The following is a 22,461-nucleotide window of genomic DNA, read 5'->3' on the forward strand; positions in this document are numbered from 1 at the left end:
TCGATGGAATCTCAAACTGGATGTGCCGGTGCGCGCGAAGGCGAACCAGAAAGTTAGAGGGGTGAGCCGGAACAGTTCGGCTAAAGAACATGTCCGTCAACCCGGTTCAGTGCAGCCATACAGTTAACCGGGCCTAGGCCAGCAGTAATCCTAACACGATGGTCGCATCAGACGCGCCCGCCGCGCACAATGCGGAGAAGCTTCGCCAGTCGTGACGACACATCCCGCTCGTTGCCGTGCTGGGTCGGTTGGTAGTAGCGCACTCCACGCAATTCGTCGGGGAGATACTGCTGCTCGACGACACCCACGTCGGCGTCATGGGGATAGCGGTAGCCCTTGCCGTGGCCGAGCCGTTTGGCGCCGGCGTAATGCGCATCGCGCATCGGTTTCGGAACGCGTCCGAAGTTTCCGGCGCGAACGTCGGCGATGGCGCGGTCGATCGCAACGTATGAGGCGTTGGACTTCGCTGCCGTCGCGAGATAGACGACGGCCTCTGCGAGCGGGATGCGTCCCTCTGGCATTCCGATGAACTGCACCGAGTCGGCCGCGGCGACGGCGATGACGAGCGCGTTCGGGTCGGCCATCCCGATATCTTCTGCCGCCGACACGATGATGCGGCGGGAGATGAATCGCGGGTCCTCCCCCGCCTCGATCATGCGCGCCAGGTAGTGCAGGGCCGCATCGACGTCTGAACCCCGGATGGACTTGATGAACGCACTGATGACGTCGTAGTGCTCGTCTCCGTTCCTGTCGTAGCGGAGCAGTGCCCGATCGACAGCCGAGGAGACCACATCGGCGGTTATCACCGGTCGCGACGGCGCTGCGGTCTTCGCCGCGGAACGCTGATCCTCGCTGTCGCTGTCGCCGTCGTCATCGTCGTCATCGTCTTCATCGGCTTCGTCGCGGTCGACATCAGCGGCGTGCCGGTCGTCGGCGGCCGGCTCCCCTGCGTCGAGCGAATCAGCGCTGACGGATGCCGCCTCGAGCGCTGTCAGTGCTCGCCGTGCGTCGCCCGACGCGAGACGGATGATGGTGTCGCGGGCGTCGTCGGTGACCTCGAACCGGCCCCCGAGGCCACGGGGATCTTCGATCGCGCGGTCGAGAACAATGCGGAGGTCGTCGTCGGTGAGTTGCTCGAGGGTGAGGAGGAGAGATCGTGAGAGCAAGGGCGAGATGACGGAGAACGAGGGGTTCTCCGTCGTCGCGGCGACGAGGATGACCCAGCCGTTCTCGACACCCGGCAGGAGGGCATCCTGTTGTGCCTTGGTGAAGCGGTGGATCTCGTCGAGGAAGAGAACCGTCGACAGGCCGTAGAGATCCCTGCTCGTCATCGCCTCGTCCATGACCTGTCGGACGTCTTTGACACCAGCGGAGACGGCGGACAGCTCGACGAACCGGCGGCCGGAACTGTGAGCGATCGACTGGGCGATGGTTGTTTTGCCTGTTCCTGGTGGGCCCCAGAGGATCACGGACACCGAGCCTTTGTCGCCGGACTTGCTGGTGGCGAGGCTGACGAGGGGCGACCCGGGTTTAAGCAGGTGTTTCTGGCCGGCCACCTCGTCGAGGCTTTTGGGTCGCATGCGCACGGCGAGCGGGACGCTACCTGAGTGCAGCGCCGCTGTCGTGTTTGCCATGATGCAAGGCTAGCCGCACCCGCCGACAATCGCGGGCGGGTGCGGCCGGGAGTGCTATTCGACGGCTGATGCGGCCTCGGACAGGATCGCGACGTAGTCCTCGATGCCCCACGTCAGCGACAGTGCGCTCGGCGGCGACACGGCGGCGATCAGTTCGACCCCGACGACAGATGCCACGGCACCGTTGGCGACAGCGGGGATCGTCTTCGCGTAGCTCGACGACAGGAAGGTGGATGCTGCCTCTTCCGTGTCCGAGTAGCTGACGAGAATGTCGCTCTCGAGTTTGTCGACCTCTTCGTAGCTCAGTTCGTAGTAGAAGCTCGAGTCGCCGTTCGCGAGCTCCTCGACGGCTGGCGCGTCGACGAGGCCGAGGTCGAAGAGGAAGTCGACGCGGGAGTCTGCCCCCTTGTAGACGTAGAAGGTTCCGCCGGAATCGGCGACCGCTGCGACGGTCTTGCCGGCGAGCTCGGGGTGGGCCTCCGCCTGTTCGGCGGTGATTGCCGCGATGTCGCTGAGCACGGTCTCGGCTTCGGCAGTCTTGCCGAGCGCTTCGCCGACGGTCGTGACGACCTCGGTCCACGGCGTCGACCATGGTGCGTCCGGGTACGCGACGGTCGGCGCGATTTCGCTCAGGAGGTCGTACTGTTCTTCGGTGATTCCGGAGTACACAGCGAGGATCAGGTCGGGGGCCTGCTCGGCGATGTCCTCGTAGGCGGGCTCTTCCACCGTCGAGGGGATGATCGCGGGGGTGTCGGCGTCGAGGTCCTCGAGGGCTTCGGCAACCCAGGGCAGGACGCCATCCTCATCGCCGCCGTAGCTCTGAGCTTCCATGCCGACCGGGACGACGCCGACGGCGATCGCGGCATCCGTCGAACCCCAGCCGAGCGTGACGACGCGCTCGGGTGCCCCTTCGATGTCGGTCGAGCCGAACGCGTGCTCGATCGAGACGGGGAACGAGTCTGAGCTCGAGTTATCGGCGGGAGCAGCTTTGTCTGCTGCCGTCGGGGCGCAGCCGCTGAGCGCAAGCAGGGCGACGGCGGCGGTCGCGATCAAAGCGAGTCGGGGTCGAGGTGACACAGGTACTCCAGGTTTCGTTTCGGAGGGGATGTTAGGTGAGCCTATCCTAATACGAAATCGGGGCGGGTCGGTGAAAACGACCGATGGGAATCACCATCGGCGAGCCGCACACCGGGTCAGGGATGATCTGCGACTCCAGGCCGAATGCGCGCTGCACCAGCTCGGACGTGAGCACCTCTGCCGGAGACCCGGTGGCGACGACTTCACCGTGAGCCATCACGACGAGGTGATGGGCGTATCGCGCGGCGAGGTTGAGGTCGTGCAGGACCATCACGATCGTTGTCTGGCGGGTGTGGTTGAGTTCGGCGAGAAGATCGAGCAACTCGATCTGGTGGGTCACGTCGAGGAAAGTGGTGGGCTCGTCGAGCAGCAGGATGTCTGTGTCCTGGGCGAGCGCCATGGCGATCCACACCCGTTGCCGCTGACCTCCGGAGAGCTCCCCCACCCGCCTGCTCGCGAGTTCGGTGGTCGACGTGGCGGCCATCGCGTCGGCCACGATGGCGTCATCAGCACTGGACCACGAACGGAAGAGCCCCTGGTGCGGATGCCGTCCCCTCCCCACGAGGTCGGCGACGGTGATTCCGTCCGGCGCGATCGGCGACTGGGGCAGGATGCCGACGACCCGGGCGAATTCCTTCGCCGGGTAGGTTGAGATCTGCCGGTCATCCAGCCGCACGACACCGGCGGACGGCCGGAGCAACCGCGCGATGCCCCGTAACAACGTCGACTTGCCGCACGCGTTCGCCCCGACGATGACGGTGATGTCGCCGTCGGGAACGGTGAGGTCGAGGTTGCCAATCACTTCCCTGCCGTCGTAGGACAGGCTGAGCCCGTCCGCCGCGAGGGTGTGGGCGGGCTTCGTGCCGGGTGGTCGGTCTCCGCTCATGCGCTGCGGCCTCCTTTGTTGGTGGTGGCGAGCAGCCACAGCAGGTACGGGGCTCCGAGGATGCCCGTGAGAATCCCGGCCGGGACCTGAACGTCGCCGGGAAGGGCATGCTGGGCGAGGAAGTCGGCACCGATGACGAGGGCAGCGCCGACGAGAGCACTGGGCACGAGGGCCAGCGAGCCGCCGCGCACAACGCGGCGGGCGATGGGACCAGAGACGAAGGCGACGAACGCGATGGGGCCGACGAACGCCGTCGCTGTCGCGCAGAGCGCGACCGCCAGCCCGAGGAGCAGCAGCCGGGTCCACTCGACGGGCACCCCGAGTCCGCCGGCGGTGTCATCACCGAGTTGGAGCATGCGCAGGCGGGGAGCCAGGGCGGCGACCAGAGGCAGGAGGGCCACGAGCGTTGCCGCGAGTACGGCGATATCGGACCACCGCGCCCCGCCGACTCCCCCGACCATCCAGACGAGGGCCTGTGACACTTCCTTCACCTCGCCGCGCGTGAGGAGGTAGCCGAGCGCCGACTGGATCAGGAAGGCGACGCCAACACCGATGAGGACGAACCGGTATCCGCTCACCCCGTCGCGCCAGGACAGGAGGTAGATGGCAGCTGCAACGATGAGGGCACCCGCGAATGCGCTGAGCGAGACGACCGCGCCGCTCGCTCCGAAGACGAGGATGGCGGTCGCGGCGGAGACGCTCGCGCCCCCGGAGATGCCGATGATGTCCGGGCTCGCGAGGTCATTGCGGAGGAGAGTCTGGAACAGCGCGCCTGCGATGGCGAAAGCGGCACCGGCGAGAATCCCGAGCACGACCCGCGGAAGCCGTAACCGGAAGACGATGACGCTGTCGCTCCCCGTGCCCTGCCCGATCAGGGTGAGCGCGAGGTCGGACGGAGAGAGGGTGTATGCGCCGACCGACACGCTCAGCATCGCGAGGACAACGACGAGGATGCCGAGCAACGCGATGACGGTGCGCTGTCGCGGGTGTCTGTGGGCCGACGGTGCGCGAGCGGGCCGGCTCGCGGCATCCGTGTCTTTCAGAGCCGTCATAGCCCCGCCACCCGTGAGCGGCGGACGATGACGATGAGCACGGGCGCTCCGAGAAGAGCGACGAGCAGGCCGGCCTCGATCTCACCCGGGTATGCGAGAAGCCGCCCGAGTGTGTCGGCTGCGAGCACGAGGACGGGGCCGAGAACGGCTGAGTACGCGAGGATCCAGCGGTAGTCCGGACCGGTGAACGGCCGCACGAGGTGCGGGATGACAAGGCCGACGAAGACGATCGGACCGGCAAGAGCGGTCGCCGCACCGCACAGGAGAACGATGGAGATTGCGGCAATCGCCCGTGACATGCCGACGCCCTGTCCGAGGCCTTTGGCGAGGTCATCGCCGAGTGACAGCACGTTGAGCGTCGAACCGATGGTGAATGCGAGCACTCCCCCTGCGAGCAGGAAAGGCAGGAGCGACACGACGGCGCCGAGATCCCGGTTCACGAGCGAACCGACCGACCAGAACCGGTAGTTGCTCAACGTGTCGATGTCGGTGATGAGGAGCAGCGTGATGATCGACGTGAGGCCGGCGGTCAGAGCGGTGCCGGCGAGGGCGAGGGTGACCGGCGTGGCACCGTCCCTGCCCAGCGTTCCAACGAGGTAGACAATAACGGCCGCAATTGCAGCACCGGCGAAGGCGAACCAGACGTACCCCGTGGGACTTGTGACCCCGAAGAAGGTGATCGCCACAACGACGAAGAGAGAGGCGCCCGCGTTGACGCCGAGGAGCCCGGGATCAGCGAGGGGATTCCGGGTGATCCCCTGCATGATGGTGCCGGCGAGTGCGAGGGCCGACCCGACGACGAGGCCGATGACGGTGCGCGGAACACGCAGGTCGCGGACGACCGAGTGGTCGGTGTTTCCGGTGACCGGGCTGAAAAGAGCGGTGAACACCGTATCGATCGACGTGGCACGGGTTCCAAGGGTCAGGCTGAGCGCCACAACAACGAGGAGCAAGCCCACAGCGGCGAACAATCCCAGTCGTCGTCGCGTGCGCGACGCATTCGGTGTCGCCGTCGCCGTCGCCTCGATGAGGCCAGCGGACATTACTGCGCTTCGGCTTTCCCTGTGCGCCAATATCCCATGAAGGCGATCCGCTTGCGGTCGATGCCTGTCTCGCTGACGAGGAACCGGCGGAGCGTTTTGATCACCCCTGCCTCCCCCGCGAGCCACGCGTAAAAGTCACCGTTGTGCTGGGCCTCGGGAGAATCCCAGAGAAGTTCGGAGTCGACATCCACGTCCTCGACGAGCTGGACCGAGCGCGCGAGAGCCGCGCGATACATCGGTCGGTTGTCGGCGACCCACGCGCGGACAGCGGGGTCAAGGACGCCGCCCGGCTGCAATTCTCCACGGGGAAGCCAGGTCACTTCGGAACCGGCTGGCACATCGAGGGGCAAAATGTCAGCTGCGCTGGGGATCTCGATGAACGCCCGAGCCTTGCGCCACGCTGGCAGGGATTCGATCACGCTGCAGATCGCGGGCGCCGCGGTCTCGTCACCGACGAGCAACACGCAACGCGCGTCGCCGGGGTGCCAGTCGATTCCGATGGCCGAATTCACGCTCGCCGCGTCAGGACCGATGAGCACGACTTCGTCGCCGGGCTCGGCGCGGTTGAGCCAGCGCGAGGCGGGTCCACCGTCTCCGTGCGCGACCATGTCGACGTCGACCTCCCGATCGAGCGGGCGGACAGCGCGCACCGTGTAGGTACGGAAGGGATTGCGCACGGCGTCAGGCAGGGCGCGCCACCGGGTGTACCAGCTGCCGTCCGAAATAGTCGCAGGATCCGTGGCCCCGAATTCCGACATTCCGGTTCCCTCGAGCGGGAACACAATCTTCAGCCGCTGGTCAAGGCGGTCCACGCCGAAGCCGTCGAGGTCCTCACCGGTGAAGGTGACCCGGACGAAATGGGGACTCAGCCTGCGCACCTCGGTCACCATTGCCGTGTACGGGCGATACGCGGGACGCGAGTCCTTGATGACGACGGGGCTCAGAGTAAGCATTACCTAAGTATGGCATGGCTAACCTAAATCGCACCTGGGCATTTGGTTCCCGCTATCACGGGACCGTAAGGTTTCACGGGGTGAGGAAGCCGCAGGCCACTCCCCCGGCGCGACTGCGCACAGGCACCCATGGAGGATCCACGTGGCACCCAGCAAGATCGAAGACCGCGCAGCTCGCGCGAACCGCGAGCGGCTCAAGGGATACAAGGCCCGACAGGCGATGCACGCCTTCCGGATCCGCCGCAGAAAGCGTGACAACTGGATCGCCGTTCTCGCGATCATCGTCGTCGCCATCGGTGCCACCTTCGCGCAGCTGGCATATTTCTCCGCCGGCCCCGGCAAGCCGGCCGCAACTGCGGAGCCGGAACCGACCGAGACCGCGCCCGCCGAGGGCGAGAACGCCGAGGGTGAGAACGTCGGCGACGTCCCCGATCCGGCTCTCGCTGAAGGCCGCACCTGGACCGGAACGCTGTCGATCAATGACGTGCCTCTTGCTATCGAACTCGATGGCGCGACGGCCCCGCAGGGCGTGGCATCCTTTGTCTCTCTTTCTCAGGGAGGCTTCTACACCGATGTCTCCTGCCACCGCCTGACCACCGGCGGATTCTTTGTGCTCCAGTGCGGAGACCCCGAGGGCGACGGAAGCGGTGGCCCCGGCTACAGCTACGGACCGATCGAGAATGCCCCAGAAGACGACGTATACCCGGCAGGCACGATCGCCATGGCGCGGCAGGGCGGCGACGCGTTCAGCAACGGCAGCCAGTTCTTCATCGTCTACGAGGACACCACGATCCCCTCGGATGCCGCCGGCGGCTACACCGTGCTCGGTTCCGTCACAAGCGGACTCGACGAGCTGAAGGCACAGGTCACAGACCAGGGCATCGAGGGCGGGGTCACAGACGGTCCGCCAGCCGTCCCCGTCGCGATAACGGGCGTCACCGTCGAGTAGCCTTGCCGCGCGCAAGCGCCGACGTAATAGGCTTGAGCAGAGTTTCCGGTCGCACAGTAGTGCGGCACCCACAGCAAGGTGAGGCACGTGTCCAATTCAGAGCAGCAACCATGGGGTCGCGTCGGCGATTCCGGCGCCGTCTTCGTCCGAGAGGGTGAGGACTGGCGCGAGGTTGGCCAGTACCCCGACGGTACGCCGGAAGAAGCCCTGGCGTACTTCCAGCGCAAGTTCGTCGACCTCGCCGGTCAGGTGACGTTGCTCGAGCAGCGCGTGAAGCGCGGTGCACCCGCCGCGGATGTCGCAACCGCCGTCGCTCGACTGGCGAAAAATCTTGAGGGAGCCAACGCCGTTGGAGACCTCGAGAGCCTGAAGGCCCGTGTCGCCGCGCTCGACTCCACCGTCGGCGAGCTCACCGAGCAGCAGGGCGAAGAGGCCAAGGCGGCAGTCGCCGAGGCGCTCGCGGCCCGGACGGCGATCGTCGAAGAAGCCGAGAAGCTGGCCGCACAGGACCCCGCGAAAGCGCAGTGGAAGAACACCACCGAGCAGATCAACGCTCTGTTCGCCCAATGGCAGACCCACCAGCAGGAAGGTCCGAAGCTTCCCAAGGGCGAAGCCAACGACCTGTGGAAGCGATTCCGCACAGCCAAGTCCTCGATCGAGCAGAACCGGCGTGCGTTCTTCGCCGAGCTCGACTCCGTGCACCGTGACGCCAAGAGCCGCAAGCAGGCGCTCATCCAAAAGGCTGAAGCGCTCATTGAGAAGGGAGTCGACGGCATCCCCGGATACCGCGCGCTCCTCGACGAGTGGAAGCAGTCCGGGCGTGCAGGCAAACGCCACGACGATGCCCTGTGGGCCCGGTTCAAGGCGGCAGGCGATGCGATCTACGCCGCGAAGTCCGAGGTCGACGCCCGCGACAACGCCGAATTCTCCGGCAATCTCGAGCTCAAGCTGGCTCTCCTCGCCGAAGCGGAGCCTCTCCTCGCTGAGAAGGATCGCGACAAGCTGCGCTCGTCGCTCGCCGACATCCAGCGACGCTGGGACGAGATCGGGAAGGTTCCCCGGGACCAGGTCAAGAACGTCGAAGACCGGCTTCGCAAGGTCGAACAGCACCTGCGCGCTCTCGACGATGATCACTGGAAGCGGAACAACCCGGAGACCAAGGCACGTACCGAGGGCCTCGCCGGTCAACTGAACGCCGCCATCGCGAAGCTCGAGAAGGAACTCGACGACGCGAAGGCATCCGGAGACGAGTCGCGCATCGCTGAGGCGACCGAAGCGCTCGAGGCACGCAAGCTCTGGCTCAACGCTCTCTCCTGAGAACTGAGCTTCTCCACACCGTCGCAACCGGCGCCCGACTCTGCACAGCAGGGTAGGGCGCCGGTTGCGCGTGGACCGACCCGGGCAGGCTGAAGCCCGTGTTTCGGATTCCCCCGGTGATGGCCCCCGGTATTCTCCCTCTGGCGGAACTCTCCGCAGCCAGACTCGACGGCGACCTGTTCGCCCTCGACGAGTGCTGGATCTGCGCCGATGAATGTGATCGCCGCGAAACCAGGGCGGAGGCGGTGAATCGTCTGCTCCCGCCATCCGCTGATCGCCTCATCGTGATGGGACTCAGCGCCGCGTGGCTGCACGAGGCGACGGATGCTCCGCCGTTGCGTCACGAGATCTGCTCCCGGCTCGGCGAACGCTCGACCCCGAGGCTCACACGAAGGTTCGTGCTGCGCGAACTTCTTCTCGCCGACGCAGATATCGAGCGCATCGGCACCCTCCGGGTGACGACGCCCGTGCGCACCGTGTTCGACCTGGCACGGCGCACGACGCTGTCGGCACGGGAAAGCGGTGCACTCGCAGCGCTCGTGCGCGATCACGGAATCCGTCCTGCCGACGCGACGGACAGCATCCGTGCGACGTTGCCAGGAGCGGGGCTCGCGGTCGAACGGATCGAGTCGCTGTGGAATCAGCCGCCGTTGACCCGGTAGACGTCGTAGACCGCGTCGATTCGTCGGACGGCATTGAGCACACGATCGAGGTGCGTGGTGTCGCCCATCTCGAAGACGAACCTGCTGATGGCGAGACGGTTGGTCGAGGTCGACACCGTGGCGGAGAGGATATTGACGTGGTGTTCGCTGAGCACCCGGGTGACGTCACTGAGAAGCCCTGCGCGGTCAAGAGCCTCGACCTGGATGTTGACCAGGAAGACGCTCTTCGATGTCGGCGCCCACTCGACGTCGATCATCCGCTCGGGTTCCTTGAGGAGCTCCTGCACGTTGTGGCAGTCGCTGCGGTGCACGGAGACGCCCGAACCGCGGGTGACGAAACCGACGATGTCGTCACCGGGAACAGGGGTGCAGCACTTCGACATCTTCACCAGAATGTCCGGAGCACCGCGGACGAGCACGCCGGAGTCGCTGTGCGGCAGCTTGCGGGTGCGTCCACGCACCGGGAAGTCGATGGCTTCGGCTTCAGCCTCGCTGTCGCCCTGAAGCAGAGCGGCAACCTTCTCGAGCACCGACTGTGTGGATACGTGGCCTTCACCGACCGCTGCATAGAGCGCTGAGACGTCTTCGTACCGCATCTGTGAGGCGACCTCGGCGAACGAGTCCTGGCTCATGAGCTTCTGCAGCGGCAGGTTCTGTTTGCGCATCGCACGCGCAATCGCATCCTTGCCCTGCTCGATCGCTTCGTCGCGTCGTTCCTTGGTGAACCACTGCCGGATCTTGTTTCGCGCGCGAGTGCTCTTGACGAAACTGAGCCAGTCCTGGCTCGGTCCCGAGTCCGGGTTCTTCGAGGTGAACACCTCGACGACTTCGCCACTGTTGAGCTCGGTCTCGAGCGGGACGAGCCGGCCGTTGACCTTGGCGCCCATCGTGCGGTGACCCACCTCGGTGTGGACGGCGTACGCGAAGTCGACGGGAGTAGCACCGGCGGGCAGCCCGATGACGCGGCCCTTGGGGGTGAACACGTAGACCTCTTTGGCACCGATCTCGAACCGGAGCGAGTCGAGGAACTCGCCGGGGTCAGCGGTCTCCGCCTGCCAATCGGAGATGTGGGCGAGCCAGACCATGTCGTTCTCGTTGGCCTTCGCGCCGGCACTCTTGCCGTTGACGTTTTCCTTGTACTTCCAGTGCGCGGCAACACCGTATTCGGCGTGCTGGTGCATCTCGTGGGTGCGGATCTGGATTTCGACGCTCTTGCCACCCGGTCCGATCACCGTGGTGTGGAGCGACTGATACAGGTTGAACTTCGGGGTCGCGATGTAATCCTTGAACCGCCCGGGAATCGGCGTCCAGCGCGCGTGGATGGCACCGAGCACGGCATAACAGTCGCGAACGGAGTTCACGAGGATCCTGATGCCGATGAGATCGTAGATCTCGTCGAAGTCCCGGCCGCGCACGATCATCTTCTGGTAGATCGAGTAGTACTGCTTCGGCCGGCCGACGACCTTGCCCCGGATCTTCGCGGCCTTGAGGTCTTCGTTCACCGAATCGATGACCTGGTGCACGAGCTCTTCACGCTGCGGCGTCCGCTGCTTGACCAGGCTCTCGATCTCGGCGTACAGCTTCGGGTACAGCACAGCGAAGGAGAGGTCTTCGAGCTCCCACTTGATGGTCTGAATACCGAGGCGGTGCGCGAGAGGGGTATAGATCTCGAGCGTTTCGGTGGCCTTGCGAGCTGCCTTCTCCGGGGGGACGAAGCCCCACGTCCTCGCGTTGTGCAGCCGGTCGGCCAGCTTGATGACGAGCACGCGGATGTCCTTCGACATCGCGACGATCATCTTGCGGACGGTCTCCGCCTGGGCGCTTTCGCCGTACTTGACCTTGTCGAGCTTGGTCACGCCGTCGACGAGCATCGCAACTTCGTCACCGAATTCGGCGCGCAGTTCGTCGAGCGGATATCCCGTGTCCTCGACGGTGTCGTGGAGGAGGGCTGCGGCGAGTGTCTTCGGCCCGATACCGAGGTCGGCGAGTATCTGCGCAACAGCGACAGGGTGCGTGATGTACGGCTCGCCGCTCTGACGCTTCTGCCCGCTGTGCGCCTTCTCGGCGACGGTATACGCACGCTCGATGATCGAGAGGTCCGACTTGGGGTGGTGCATCCGCGCCGTGCGGATCAGACGCTCGACTGCACCGACCGGCTGCGCCTTGGAGAAGATGCGGGGAACGAGGCGTCGCAGGGAGGCGCTCGACGATTGCGTTTCAGTCATCGGATAACCTCCCTCTTCCCATTATCCCGCGGAAACGACGCGGTTCAGACCGCTGGAGCGACGACGGACGATTCCGTCGAGCGCTTGCGTGCCTCGAGGACCCTCTCGTCACGCTTCTTGATCTCCGGCTCGTTCTGACGGAACAGCGCGTACAGCGGCGCGGCAACGAAGATCGTGGAGTAGGTAGCGATGAGAATACCGACGAAGAGAGAGAGCGAGATGTCCCGGAGCGTCTCGGCCCCGAGAACGAAGTTTCCGATGACGAGAATGGATGCGACGGGCAGCGCGGCGACGACGGACGTGTTGATCGACCGCACGAGTGTCTGGTTGACCGCGAGGTTCACCGACTCCGCGAAGGTCCTCGGCGAATTATCGCCGTCTTCGGTCGTGTTCTCCCGGATCTTGTCGAAGACCACCACGGTGTCGTAGAGCGAGTAACCGAGGATGGTGAGGAAGCCGATCACGGCCGCGGGGCTGACCTCGAACCCACTGAGCGCGTACACGCCGAGTGAAATGATGAGAACGTCCAGGAGCCCGAGCATTGCCGCTGCGGACATCTTCCACGTGCGGAAGTACAGCGCCATGGTGATGAAGGCGAGGGCGAGGAAGATGACGAGGCCGGTGAGCGCCTGCCTGGTGACATCCTGACCCCAGGACGCGCCAATGAAGGACGTCGCCACAGCATTCTCTTGAACGTCGAATGCCTCGGCGAGAGCCGCGGTCACATCGTTCGTCTCATCGCTCGTGAGCTGGTTGGTCTGGACCCGGACCGAGTCGTTTCCAACGGTGGTGACCTTGGACACAGCCTCAGGAACGACGCTGGCAACGGCTTCCGTCGCCCGGTCCTGGTCGGCGGAGGCCACTGGCGACACAGTGAACTGCGAGCCGCCGGTGAACTCGAAGCTCAGGTTGAACCCGCCCTTGACGACGGGCACCAGGATCGATGCCAGAACGAGGAGGATGGCGACGGTGAACCAGACCCTGCGGTTGGCCACGAAGTTGAAGGAACGCTTCCCCGTGTAGAGGTCGTTACCGAAAGTGGTCAGGCTTGCCATTAGGAATCCTTCTCCTGGCTCTTGCTACCGCCAGCGGCGATGAGCTCGGCCTGCTTACGTTCCGCGATGGTCTGGCGCTTTGTCGCCTCACGGCTGGATTTTGCTGCCTTGATCTTCGACACCTCGACCGGCTGCCGGAACTGGGCCCGGCCACGGTAGACCGCACCGAGTGCGTGGGGGTCGAGGCCAGAGAGCGGGTGGCCGCTCGAGAAGAATTTCGTCCGTGCGAGCAGCTGGAGCGTCGGGTGGGTGAAGATCAGCACGACGATGACGTCGATGACGGTCGTCACGCCGAGGGTGAATGCGAAGCCCTTGACGTTGCCGACGGCGAGGACGTAGAGCACGATGGCGGCGAGGAGGTTCACGCCCTTCGACGCGTAGATCGTTCGCTTTGCACGCTTCCAGCCGGCTTCAACCGCTGACTCCAGTCCGCGGCCGTCACGGAGCTCATCCCGGATTCGTTCGAAGTACACGATGAACGAGTCCGCCGTGAATCCGATCGCGACGATCAAACCGGCGACACCGGCGAGGGACAGCCGGTACCCGTTTCGCCAGGAGAGGATCGCGATCACCAGGTAGGTGAGGACCGCTGCGACGACGAGGGAAGCGAGGGTCACGGTTCCGAGGAGCCGGTACTGGAAGAGCGTGTAGACAGCGACGAGCGCGAGCCCGATGAGTCCGGCGATGATGCCGATCTCGAGTTGGCTGGAGCCGAGGGTCGCCGAGATCTGGTCTGAGCTCTGCACGACGAAGCTGATCGGGAGCGCGCCGTATTTCAACTGGTCGGCGAGGGTCTTCGACGATTCCTGCGTGAAGTTGCCAGAGATCTCCGGCTTGCCGTCGCTGATCACCGCGAGAGTCTGCGGGGCAGAGATCACCTGGTTGTCGAGGACGATCGCGAACTGGTTCTGCGGGCTTTCGAGGCCGTTCAGCCGGCTGGTGACCTCTGCGAACTGGTCGGTTCCCTGCCCGTTGAAGACGAGGTTCACCGCCCACTCGCCGGTCGTCGCGCCGGTCTGGGTGGTCCTCATCCCGTTGGTGGCGTCGGTGATCTGCGTTCCCTCGACCTCGACCGGTCCGAGGATGTACTTCACGCTGCCGTCGGTCTCACACGCGATGATCGGTTCGTTCGCTGGCTGGACGACACCGGGCTCGACGGGTTCGTTGCAGTCGAATGCCTGGAACTGGGCCTCGAGAGCCGGAGTGATCTGGCTGAGGTCGCTTGGGCTTGTCGGCTCCGCTGTCGGCGTGTTCGGGAGCGCCGGGTCAGGGCTCGGGTACGGGGTCTCCGTGCCGTCTTCCCCGACGAACGTGTTCGACGGCTGGCCGGCCACGAGCACAGCGCGGAACTCGAGCTTCGCCGATGCCTCGATCCGCTTCCTGGTCTCCTCGTCGGCTTCACCCGGAATGGAGACGACGACGTTGTTGCCCTCGGTGTTGACCTCTGCCTCCGACACACCGGACGCATCGACGCGCTGGCGGATGATGGAAACGGCCTGAGCGAGCTGCTCGGGTGTCGCCTGCTCACCACCCTCGAGGTTCGGTTTGAGGATCATTTGCGTGCCGCCCTCGAGGTCGAGGGCAAGCTTCGGTGCCCAGCTCGCGCTGGACCAAATGATGCCTCCGACAAGAATGCCGAGGAGGGCAAGGGTGATCACACCGAGCCAGGTCAGGGAACGCCCCGCCATGCGGGTGGGCGTCATTCTCGACTGTGCCAACGACGTACTCAGCTTTCTAATGACCGCTCGCTCCACAGGACGGTGGGACGGGCGCTACGAGGGTGTTGCAGAGGAAGGGAGCGGCACGTGTCGGCCGCGCCCCTCAGGAAGACTACTGGTCTGAGTTCTTCTCACGTGAATCGGAGGCAGGCTTGGTGTCCGTGCCGTCAACGACGTCGCCGAACTCAGGCTCCGTCGTGAACGACGGGTGGTCCTCGTTGATCTGCTCGTCGTCTGCGACGATGTCTTCCTCGACCTCGGGAGTGACTTCCTCATCGAGGAAGCGCACGATGGTCTGCTTGTGCACGGTGAGGACGTTGCCCGGGCTGGTTTCGACCTGGACCTTTTCTTCGTTGACGCTGAGGATGGTGCCGAAAACACCGAAGTTCGTCATCACCTCTGCACCAGGAACGATCTTCGTCTGCTTTTCCTCGATGTCCTTCTTGCGCTTCTGTCCGTTGCGGAACATGAAGAAGATGAGGACGGCGAGAATGGCAAGCATGCCGATGCTGAGTGGATCAAGAATCATGAGTTTTGTGAAGCCTTCCGCGGTGATCTCACCGCAAGGTTAGGGGGTAGGCCGAGAGGCCAGGTTCAAATTATAGAACATCGGGCAGCAGGGAACCCTGAGCGTGGGGTACCCCGAAGTGGGCAAACGCCTGAGGTGTCGCAACCCTACCGCGTGGAGTCCGCGTGATGAGTCCGATTCGCACGAGGAACGGTTCGACGACGCTCTCGACGGTTTCTGCTTCCTCGCCGACCGAAACTGCCAGGGTGTTGAGTCCGACCGGCCCTCCCCCGAACCGGGTGAGCATGATCTCCATGACCGCGCGGTCGAGCCGGTCCAGTCCGAGTTCATCGACGTCGTAGAGCTTGAGCGCGGCGCGAACGGATGCTTTGTCTGCGTCTGTCTGATGCACCAGTACGTAGTCACGCACCCGGCGCAGCAGCCGGTTCGCGATCCGGGGTGTGCCTCGGCATCGGCCGGCGATCTCAGCGAGGGCGTCGTCGGCGATGGGGAAGTTGAGCATCCGGGCTGCACGTTGCAGTACTTGCTCGAGTTCGGGCGCGTCGTAGAACTCGAGGTGTGCCGTGAAGCCGAACCGGTCCCGAAGCGGGTTGGGGAGCATCCCGGATCTCGTCGTCGCGCCGACGAGCGTGAACGGTGCGAGGTCGAGCGGAACGGAGGTGGCGCCCTGGCCCTTGCCCACCATGATGTCGATGCGGAAGTCCTCCATGGCGAGGTACAGCATCTCTTCGGCCGAGCGGGCCATCCGGTGAATCTCATCGATGAAGAGGACCTCACCGGGAACAAGGCTGGAGAGGACGGCGGCGAGGTCGCCGGCATGCTGAATCGCTGGGCCACTCGACATCCGGAGAGGCTTATCGCTCTCGTGGGCGACAATCATGGCGAGGGTGGTCTTGCCGAGACCGGGAGGACCGGAGAGCAGGATGTGGTCGGCGGTGCGCCCCTGGATGGCCGCAGCCTTGAGCAGCAGTTCGAGTTGCCCGCGGACCTTCGTTTGCCCGACGAATTCGTCGAGGCTCTGTGGACGGAGCGCTCCCTCGAAGACGAGCTCCGAGTCCGACTGGGGTTCCGGGTCGGTCAGGTCGACATCGATCATGAACCGGCCCCTGTCGAGACAGCGCTGTGCTGGGCGGGCCCGAGCTGGGCAAGGGCGAGTCGGAGAAGCGTCTGGACCGGGAACGCCGCGGCATCCGGATTGGCTGCAACCACACCCTCGACGGCCGACGCGGCGATCTTCTCAGACCAGCCGAGACCCACGAGTGCGACGACGACCTGGTCGCCCGTCGGTGTCGCGGCAGGGCGAGCGGCAGGTTCAGCGTGGGCGATGAGCTTGCCGGCGAGCGAGACGACGATGAGTTTGGCTGTCTTGGGCCCGATGCCGGACACCTTGCGGAACGCGGCATCGTCTTCGGCAGCGACCGCCGTGGCGATCTGGCCGGGGCCGAGAACGGAGAGCACGCCAAGGGCGGACTTCGGACCAACGCCCGTGACCCCGGTCAGCAGTTCGAAGACGGCAAGTTGTTCGCGGGTTTCGAAACCGAAGAGGCTCATGGTGTCTTCGCGGACGATGAACGCGGTGTGCACGAATGCCGTATCACCGACCCGCAGTGCGAGGGCATGCTCGGGGGTGACCTGGATGGCGTAGCCGATCCCGCCGACCTCGATGACGATGTTCCCGCCCACGGCTGAGAGCACTGTTCCACGTACGCTTGAGATCACCCGGCCAGCCTACGTGGGGCATCCGACAGTTCGGTGGAGCCACGCTGTCTGCGGGGATTGCGGGAATTACCTGCCGCCTCGTGCAGCCCGCTCGGCGTTCGCCCATGCCCGCTGTGCCGGAGTCAGAGCGGATGTTTCTCCCCCGGCGGCCGGGATCCCGCCTCGCCAGGCATGGCAGATGGCGAGGGCGAGTGCGTCAGCGGCATCCGCCGGCTGCGGCGGTTCCGCGAGACCCAGAACACGAGCGACCATTGTCGCCACTTGCTTCTTATCGGCGGAACCATAGCCGGTGACCGCAGCCTTCACCTCGGACGGGGTATGCAGTCCAACCCGGAGCTCGCGCTTCGCCGCGGCGTGCAGGGCAAGGCCGGACACCTGGGCGGTGCCCATCACCGTGCGGAGGTTGTGCTGGGCGAAGACTCGCTCAACGGCGACCGCCTGGGGCAGGAACTCGTCGAGTGCTTCGTCGAGCCCACGTCCGATCACGAGAAGCCGCTGGTCGATCGTTGCGTCGATCGGACTCCGGACTACCGTGTAGTGGACCAGTCGGGCCTTGCGGTTGGGCTCGACGTCGACGATCCCGATCCCACAGCGGGTCAGGCCGGGGTCGACGCCGAGCACCCGCAGTGTCACCGTTTAGTCGTCCTGCGCGTGCAGCTCGGCCTGGACCTCAGGCGACAGGTCGTAGTTGCTGTAGATGTTTTGCACGTCATCGGAGTCCTCGAGGGCATCGATGAGCTTGAAGATCTTGCGCGCGGTTTCGGCGTCGACTTCGACCTTGAGGTTGGGGACGAAAGCGGCGTCAGCGGAGTCGTAGTCGATCCCGGCATCCTGCAGTGCCTGACGCGCGGCAACGAGGTCGGACGGCTCAGTGATGATCTCGAAGGTCTCACCCTCGTTGACAACCTCTTCGGCGCCGGCGTCGAGCACGGCCGCGAGGATGTCGTCTTCGGTGATTCCTGCGGCCGGAACGACGACGATTCCCTTGCGGGCGAAGTTGTACGCGACGCTGCCGGGGTCACCCATGGCTCCGCCGTTGCGGCTCATGATGGTGCGCACGTCGGCGGCTGCACGGTTCTTGTTGTCGGTGAGACATTCGATCAGCAAGGCGACACCGTGCTGGGCGTAGCCCTCGTACATGATGGTCGTGTAGCTGACCGATTCGCCGGAGAGTCCCGCTCCACGCTTGACGGCGCGGTCGATGTTGTCGTTCGGGACCGACGTCTTCTTGGCCTTCTGGATGGCGTCGACGAGGGTCGGGTTACCCGAGAGGTCTGCACCGCCCATCTTCGCGGCGACTTCGATGTTCTTGATGAGCTTTGCGAACGCTTTGGCACGGCGCGAGTCGGTAATCGCCTTCTTGTGCTTCGTCGTCGCCCACTTGGAGTGTCCGGACATGTGCTCCCTTACTGGATGTCTAACCGCGCCAGTCTAATTCACCGGGCGTTGATCGGGCCGGTTCAGCTCGCGTGTGCCCGAACCTTATCGAGGAAGTAGGCGTGGAACCGGATATCGCCGGTCATCTCGGGGTGGAACGAGGTGCCGAGCAGGTTCCCCTGTTCGACGGCGACGACCCGCCCGTCATCGAGTGACGCGATCGCGGATGCCTTCTGGCCGACGCTTTCGACGATAGGCGCGCGAATGAAGACCGCGTGCATCGGCTCCTCCCCGAGCTCCGGGATGTCGATGTCGGTCTCGAAGGAATCGAGCTGCGAACCGAAAGCGTTCCTTCGCACCACCACGTCGAGACCGCCGAGCGTCTGCTGCCCCGCAATACCGTCGAGGATGCTGTCGGCGAGCAGAATCAGTCCGGCGCACGTTCCGTAAACGGGCAGTCCGTCGGCGATCGCGTGCTTGAGCGGATCGGCCATCCCGAAGGTGCGCGACAGTTTGTCCTGCACGCTCGACTCTCCCCCGGGAAGGACGATGCCATCCACCTGCGCAAGTTCCTCCGGCCTGCGGACGGAGATCACATCTGCGCCGAGCCCGCGAAGGACCGCTGCGTGTTCCCGGAAATCGCCCTGGAGGGCGAGAACGCCGACCTGAGGCCTGCGGTTACCAGCCACGCTCGGCAAGGCGGTGCGGTGCAGCAAGGTCAGACACGTTGATGCCGACCATCGCTTCACCGAGTCCGCGGGACACCTCGGCGATGACCTGCGGGTCGTCGAAGAAGGTGGTTGCCTTGACCACGGCGGCGGCACGCTTCTCGGGGTTTCCCGACTTGAAGATGCCTGAGCCGACGAAGACACCGTCTGCACCGAGCTGCATCATCATCGCGGCGTCCGCCGGGGTGGCGACGCCACCGGCGGTGAACAGGACAACGGGGAGCTTGCCGGTTTCGGCGATTTCGGCGACGAGTTCGTACGGTGCCTGCAGTTCCTTGGCGGCGACGTACAGCTCGTCCTTCGACATCGACGACAGGGACGCGATCTCGCTCTTGATCTTGCGGATGTGCTTGGTCGCTTCGGAGACGTCGCCGGTTCCGGCCTCGCCCTTCGAGCGGATCATGGCAGCGCCTTCGGTGATCCGGCGAAGTGCTTCACCGAGGTTGGTGGCACCGCAGACGAAGGGCACGTCATAGTTCCACTTGTCGATGTGGTTGACGTAGTCGGCCGGGCTGAGCACCTCGGACTCGTCGATGTAGTCCACCTTGAGCGCCTGGAGCACCTGCGCTTCGACGAAGTGTCCGATGCGTGCCTTGGCCATCACGGGAATGGAGACCTCGGCGATGATCGACTCGATCAGGTCGGGGTCGCTCATGCGAGCGACGCCACCCTGTGAACGGATGTCGGCGGGGACCCGCTCGAGGGCCATGACGGCCACCGCTCCGGCGTCCTCAGCGATGCGCGCCTGCTCGGCTGTGACGACGTCCATGATGACGCCACCCTTGAGCATTTCTGCCAGACCGCGCTTGACGCGGTTGGAACCCTGTTCGGCGGTGTTGGTGCTGTTAGTCATAGTTCTCAATCTTAGGTCGTTACTGGAGGACGCGCCGGACGGGCGCTGGAGTTCAGGAGGCGGGCCAGGCGTCAGCAATGGCTGTGCGGACATCCCCGAGCAGCTGCGGAAGCGCTTTCGTCTTTGCGATGATCGGCAGGAAGTTGGAGTCCTGCGCCCACCGCGGCACGATGTGCTGGTGCAGGTGGCCCGCGATCCCGGCGCCCGCGACGATGCCCTGGTTCATTCCGATGTTGAAGCCGTCATTTTTCGACACACTCCGGACGACGCGCATGGCGGTCTGGGTGAGTTCACCGATTTCGGCCACCTCTTCCGGGGTTGCCTGGTCGTAGGTCGGGATGTGACGGTACGGGCAGACCAGCAGGTGACCGCTGTTGTACGGGAACAGGTTCAGCAGCACATAAGCGTGCGTGCCCCGAGCGACGATGAGGCCGTCTTCGTCGCTCATCCGCGGGGCATGGCAGAACGGACAATCATCCTGGTGCGGCTGCTGACCGTGCTGGATGTAGACCAGCCGGTGAGGCGTCCACAGCCGCTGGAACTCGTCGGGCACCCCGGCGAGATGGGCGGCGGACTGCATCGAATCCTCCACCGGCATGCCCTCTTCGTTCGGTTTCTGGTGGTCGTCGAGGCCTAGTCGAGCCATGCGGTCGATACCTGTGCGTGTGACGAAATCGTGTCGACGATCTTCTCAATCGCGTCGTCGACGGGGATGCCGTTGAGCTGGGTTCCGTCCCGGAACCGGAAGCTCACCGCACCGTTGGCTCGGTCGTCCTCACCGGCGATGAGCTGGAACGGAATCTTCGCCTTGGTGTGCGTGCGGATCTTCTTCGGCATCCGGTCGTCGCTGTGGTCGACCTGGACCCGGACCCCTCGGGCCTTGAGCCTCGCGGCGATCTCGTCGAGATAGGGAGCGTACTCGTCAGCGACGGGGATGCCGATGGCCTGGATCGGGGAGAGCCAGACCGGGAAGGCGCCAGCGTAGTGCTCGAGCAGGATCGCGAAGAACCGCTCGACCGAGCCGAGAAGTGCACGGTGGATCATCGCGGGGCGCTGCCGGGTGCCATCCGCTGCCGTGTATTCGAGTTCGAACAGCTCCGGCTGGTTGAAGTCGAGCTGCACGGTCGAGAGCTGCCAGGTCCGACCGATCGCGTCGCGTGCCTGCACCGAGATCTTCGGGCCGTAGAACGCGGCTCCACCCGGGTCGTCGACGAGCTCGAGTCCGGAGTCGAGCGCGACGTCGCGCAACGTTTGCGTGGCGCTCTCCCAGATCTCATCGCTTCCGACGAACTTCACCGGGTCCTTCGTCGACAATTCGAGGTAGAAGTCGTTGAGGCCGTAACCGCGGAGCGTTTCGAGGACGAACTGGAGCTGGCGCCCCACCTCGTCCTTGATCTGGTCCTGGGTGACGTAGATGTGGGCGTCGTCCTGCGTGAGGCCGCGCACCCGGGTGAGGCCGGAGAGCGTTCCGCTCTTCTCGTACCGGTACACGGTTCCGAACTCGGCGAGGCGGAGCGGCAGCTCACGGTAGCTGCGTCCCCGCGCACGGAAGATCAGGTTGTGCATCGGGCAGTTCATCGGCTTGAGGTAGTAATCCTGACCCTGCCTCGTGACGTTGCCATCGGCATCCGTCTCTTCATCGAGGTGCATGGCCGGGAACATGCCGTCGCGATACCAGTTGAGGTGCCCGCTTGTTTCGAAAAGCTGCGCCTTGGTGATGTGCGGCGTGTTGACGAGTTCGTAGTCGTTCTCGATCAGTTGCTCGCGGAGGTAGTTTTCGATCTCGGAGCGGATGATCCCGCCCTTGGGGTGGAACACGGCGAGGCCGGAACCGATTTCGTCGGGGAAGCTGAACAGGTCGAGCTCAGCACCGAGTTTGCGGTGGTCGCGCTTGGCGGCCTCTTCGAGGCGTGACTGGTAGGCGCGCAGTTCGTCCTTGGTCGGCCACGCCGTTCCGTAGATACGCTGCAACTGCGGGTTTCTCTCCGAGCCGCGCCAGTATGCTGCGGCAACGCGGGTCAGCGCGTAGCCGTTGCCGATCATGCGGGTGTTCGGCAGGTGCGGTCCGCGGCACAGATCCTTCCATTCCGTCTCGCCCGTCTTCGGGTTGACGTTGTCGTAGATGGTGAGTTCGGCGCCGCCGACCTCGACGTTCTCGTTGTCCTGGCCGTCGGCTGATCCGCCCTTGAGACCGATGAGTTCGAGCTTGAACGGCTCGTTCGCGAGTTCTTCACGCGCTTCGGCGTCCGTGACGACGCGGCGCACGAAACGCTGGCCCGAACGGATGATCCGGTCCATTTCTTTGGACAGCGCCTTGAGGTCCTCGGGCGTGAACGACTCGGGCACGTCGAAGTCGTAGTAGAAACCGTCGGTGACAGGAGGGCCGATACCGAGCCTCGCGTCCGGGTTGACCTTCTGCACCGCCTGCGCGAGGACGTGGGCAGCGGAGTGGCGGAGGATGTCGAGTCCGTCAGCGGAGTCGATCGTCACCGCCTCGACCTCGTCGGTGTCGGTGAGCGTCGTCGCGAGATCCTTCAGTTCGCCGTTGACGCGCATCGCGACAACGGAACGGTCAGAGAATCGTTCGAATCCGTCAGACACCTGGTTTGCTCCTCTTGTTGGAAAGACTCTTCAACTTTAGCGCCGTCGGGCCACCCGCCCGTGCCGCCGCTGCGCCGAACGTG

The 22,461-nt window shown here is 64.9% G+C and carries 21 protein-coding genes; 3 read left to right on the top strand and 18 right to left on the bottom strand.

Annotation, left to right across the window (positions count from 1 at the left end):
• Positions 1-167 precede the first annotated feature (167 nt).
• The 6 genes from ACWA1Q_RS07220 to ACWA1Q_RS07245 are packed head-to-tail and all read right to left on the bottom strand — an operon-like array spanning position 168 to position 6,645.
• Positions 168-1,634 (bottom strand): replication-associated recombination protein A, encoded by a 1,467-nt coding sequence (locus ACWA1Q_RS07220; RefSeq protein ID WP_463760689.1) that lies wholly within the window; start codon positions 1,632-1,634, stop codon positions 168-170.
• A gap of 54 nt (positions 1,635-1,688) precedes the next feature.
• On the bottom strand, positions 1,689-2,711 hold the full coding sequence (locus ACWA1Q_RS07225) for an iron-siderophore ABC transporter substrate-binding protein (RefSeq protein WP_463760691.1): 1,023 nt from the start codon (positions 2,709-2,711) through the stop codon (positions 1,689-1,691).
• Positions 2,712-2,757: 46 nt separating this feature from the next.
• Positions 2,758-3,597, bottom strand: a complete 840-nt coding sequence (locus ACWA1Q_RS07230) for an ABC transporter ATP-binding protein (protein ID WP_463760692.1) — start codon at positions 3,595-3,597, stop codon at positions 2,758-2,760.
• A complete protein-coding gene (locus ACWA1Q_RS07235) occupies positions 3,594-4,649 on the bottom strand; it encodes a FecCD family ABC transporter permease (protein WP_463760694.1) in 1,056 nt (351 codons plus the stop codon). Before ACWA1Q_RS07235 ends, ACWA1Q_RS07230 begins: the two co-directional genes overlap by 4 nt.
• On the bottom strand, positions 4,646-5,692 hold the full coding sequence (locus ACWA1Q_RS07240) for a FecCD family ABC transporter permease (protein WP_463760695.1): 1,047 nt from the start codon (positions 5,690-5,692) through the stop codon (positions 4,646-4,648). The genes ACWA1Q_RS07235 and ACWA1Q_RS07240 overlap by 4 nt, the downstream gene beginning before the upstream one ends.
• On the bottom strand, positions 5,692-6,645 hold the full coding sequence (locus ACWA1Q_RS07245; RefSeq protein WP_463760697.1) for a siderophore-interacting protein: 954 nt from the start codon (positions 6,643-6,645) through the stop codon (positions 5,692-5,694). Before ACWA1Q_RS07245 ends, ACWA1Q_RS07240 begins: the two co-directional genes overlap by 1 nt.
• A 142-nt stretch (positions 6,646-6,787) precedes the next feature.
• Here ACWA1Q_RS07245 and ACWA1Q_RS07250 point away from each other — a divergent pair, with 142 nt between their 5' ends.
• From ACWA1Q_RS07250 to ACWA1Q_RS07260, 3 genes are all read left to right on the top strand, one after another.
• Positions 6,788-7,594, top strand: a complete 807-nt coding sequence (locus tag ACWA1Q_RS07250; RefSeq protein WP_463760698.1) for a peptidylprolyl isomerase — start codon at positions 6,788-6,790, stop codon at positions 7,592-7,594.
• 87 nt (positions 7,595-7,681) lie between these two features.
• Entirely contained in the window at positions 7,682-8,911 is a 1,230-nt protein-coding gene (locus ACWA1Q_RS07255; RefSeq protein WP_463760700.1) for a DUF349 domain-containing protein, read from the top strand.
• Between the two features lie 98 nt (positions 8,912-9,009).
• Positions 9,010-9,573 (top strand): type IV toxin-antitoxin system AbiEi family antitoxin, encoded by a 564-nt coding sequence (locus ACWA1Q_RS07260; RefSeq protein ID WP_463760701.1) that lies wholly within the window; start codon positions 9,010-9,012, stop codon positions 9,571-9,573.
• On the opposite strand, the gene ACWA1Q_RS07265 is transcribed toward ACWA1Q_RS07260, so the two are convergent.
• The 12 genes from ACWA1Q_RS07265 to thrS form a co-directional block, all read right to left on the bottom strand.
• Entirely contained in the window at positions 9,552-11,798 is a 2,247-nt protein-coding gene (locus tag ACWA1Q_RS07265) for a RelA/SpoT family protein (RefSeq protein ID WP_463760702.1), read from the bottom strand. The genes ACWA1Q_RS07260 and ACWA1Q_RS07265 overlap by 22 nt on opposite strands.
• A gap of 44 nt (positions 11,799-11,842) precedes the next feature.
• A complete protein-coding gene (gene secF, locus ACWA1Q_RS07270; RefSeq protein ID WP_463760704.1) occupies positions 11,843-12,853 on the bottom strand; it encodes a protein translocase subunit SecF in 1,011 nt (336 codons plus the stop codon).
• On the bottom strand, positions 12,853-14,556 hold the full coding sequence (gene secD / locus ACWA1Q_RS07275; protein ID WP_463760705.1) for a protein translocase subunit SecD: 1,704 nt from the start codon (positions 14,554-14,556) through the stop codon (positions 12,853-12,855). The genes secF and secD overlap by 1 nt, the downstream gene beginning before the upstream one ends.
• 127 nt (positions 14,557-14,683) lie before the next feature.
• A complete protein-coding gene (gene yajC / locus ACWA1Q_RS07280) occupies positions 14,684-15,100 on the bottom strand; it encodes a preprotein translocase subunit YajC (RefSeq protein WP_463760707.1) in 417 nt (138 codons plus the stop codon).
• 70 nt (positions 15,101-15,170) lie between these two features.
• Positions 15,171-16,196, bottom strand: a complete 1,026-nt coding sequence (gene ruvB, locus ACWA1Q_RS07285; RefSeq protein ID WP_463760709.1) for a Holliday junction branch migration DNA helicase RuvB — start codon at positions 16,194-16,196, stop codon at positions 15,171-15,173.
• Complete coding sequence (gene ruvA, locus ACWA1Q_RS07290; protein WP_463760711.1) at positions 16,193-16,819, bottom strand: Holliday junction branch migration protein RuvA; 627 nt, start codon at positions 16,817-16,819, stop codon at positions 16,193-16,195. Before ruvA ends, ruvB begins: the two co-directional genes overlap by 4 nt.
• A gap of 66 nt (positions 16,820-16,885) precedes the next feature.
• Entirely contained in the window at positions 16,886-17,452 is a 567-nt protein-coding gene (gene ruvC, locus ACWA1Q_RS07295) for a crossover junction endodeoxyribonuclease RuvC (RefSeq protein ID WP_463760712.1), read from the bottom strand.
• Between the two features lie 3 nt (positions 17,453-17,455).
• Positions 17,456-18,217 (bottom strand): YebC/PmpR family DNA-binding transcriptional regulator, encoded by a 762-nt coding sequence (locus tag ACWA1Q_RS07300; RefSeq protein WP_463760714.1) that lies wholly within the window; start codon positions 18,215-18,217, stop codon positions 17,456-17,458.
• Between the two features lie 62 nt (positions 18,218-18,279).
• The gene (gene pdxT, locus ACWA1Q_RS07305; RefSeq protein WP_463760716.1) at positions 18,280-18,885 is read right to left on the bottom strand and encodes a pyridoxal 5'-phosphate synthase glutaminase subunit PdxT; all 606 of its coding nucleotides are present in this window, start codon (positions 18,883-18,885) and stop codon (positions 18,280-18,282) included.
• Positions 18,875-19,777, bottom strand: coding sequence for a pyridoxal 5'-phosphate synthase lyase subunit PdxS (pdxS, locus tag ACWA1Q_RS07310; protein ID WP_463760717.1), 903 nt, complete (start codon positions 19,775-19,777; stop codon positions 18,875-18,877). Before pdxS ends, pdxT begins: the two co-directional genes overlap by 11 nt.
• A gap of 52 nt (positions 19,778-19,829) precedes the next feature.
• Positions 19,830-20,375, bottom strand: coding sequence for an HIT family protein (locus ACWA1Q_RS07315; protein WP_463760801.1), 546 nt, complete (start codon positions 20,373-20,375; stop codon positions 19,830-19,832).
• Between the two features lie 35 nt (positions 20,376-20,410).
• Positions 20,411-22,333 (bottom strand): threonine--tRNA ligase, encoded by a 1,923-nt coding sequence (thrS, locus tag ACWA1Q_RS07320; protein ID WP_463760802.1) that lies wholly within the window; start codon positions 22,331-22,333, stop codon positions 20,411-20,413.
• Positions 22,334-22,461: the final 128 nt, after the last annotated feature.

Source organism: Mycetocola sp. TRD_SC_2 (assembly GCF_055361225.1).

Bases quoted from the DNA above. Each gene is read 5' to 3' on its own strand.
- ACWA1Q_RS07265 (WP_463760702.1), bottom strand. From the start codon at position 11,798: ATGACTGAAACGCAATCGTCGAGCGCCTCCCTGCGACGCCTCGTTCCC.
- yajC (WP_463760707.1), bottom strand. From the start codon at position 15,100: ATGATTCTTGATCCACTCAGCATCGGCATGCTTGCCATTCTCGCCGTC.
- ACWA1Q_RS07235 (WP_463760694.1), bottom strand. From the start codon at position 4,649: ATGACGGCTCTGAAAGACACGGATGCCGCGAGCCGGCCCGCTCGCGCA.
- ACWA1Q_RS07300 (WP_463760714.1), bottom strand. From the start codon at position 18,217: ATGTCCGGACACTCCAAGTGGGCGACGACGAAGCACAAGAAGGCGATT.
- secD (WP_463760705.1), bottom strand. From the start codon at position 14,556: ATGACGCCCACCCGCATGGCGGGGCGTTCCCTGACCTGGCTCGGTGTG.
- secF (WP_463760704.1), bottom strand. From the start codon at position 12,853: ATGGCAAGCCTGACCACTTTCGGTAACGACCTCTACACGGGGAAGCGT.
- pdxS (WP_463760717.1), bottom strand. From the start codon at position 19,777: ATGACTAACAGCACCAACACCGCCGAACAGGGTTCCAACCGCGTCAAG.
- ACWA1Q_RS07315 (WP_463760801.1), bottom strand. From the start codon at position 20,375: ATGCCGGTGGAGGATTCGATGCAGTCCGCCGCCCATCTCGCCGGGGTG.
- ACWA1Q_RS07245 (WP_463760697.1), bottom strand. From the start codon at position 6,645: ATGCTTACTCTGAGCCCCGTCGTCATCAAGGACTCGCGTCCCGCGTAT.
- ACWA1Q_RS07240 (WP_463760695.1), bottom strand. From the start codon at position 5,692: ATGTCCGCTGGCCTCATCGAGGCGACGGCGACGGCGACACCGAATGCG.
- ACWA1Q_RS07230 (WP_463760692.1), bottom strand. From the start codon at position 3,597: ATGAGCGGAGACCGACCACCCGGCACGAAGCCCGCCCACACCCTCGCG.
- ruvB (WP_463760709.1), bottom strand. From the start codon at position 16,196: ATGATCGATGTCGACCTGACCGACCCGGAACCCCAGTCGGACTCGGAG.
- ACWA1Q_RS07220 (WP_463760689.1), bottom strand. From the start codon at position 1,634: ATGGCAAACACGACAGCGGCGCTGCACTCAGGTAGCGTCCCGCTCGCC.
- thrS (WP_463760802.1), bottom strand. From the start codon at position 22,333: ATGCGCGTCAACGGCGAACTGAAGGATCTCGCGACGACGCTCACCGAC.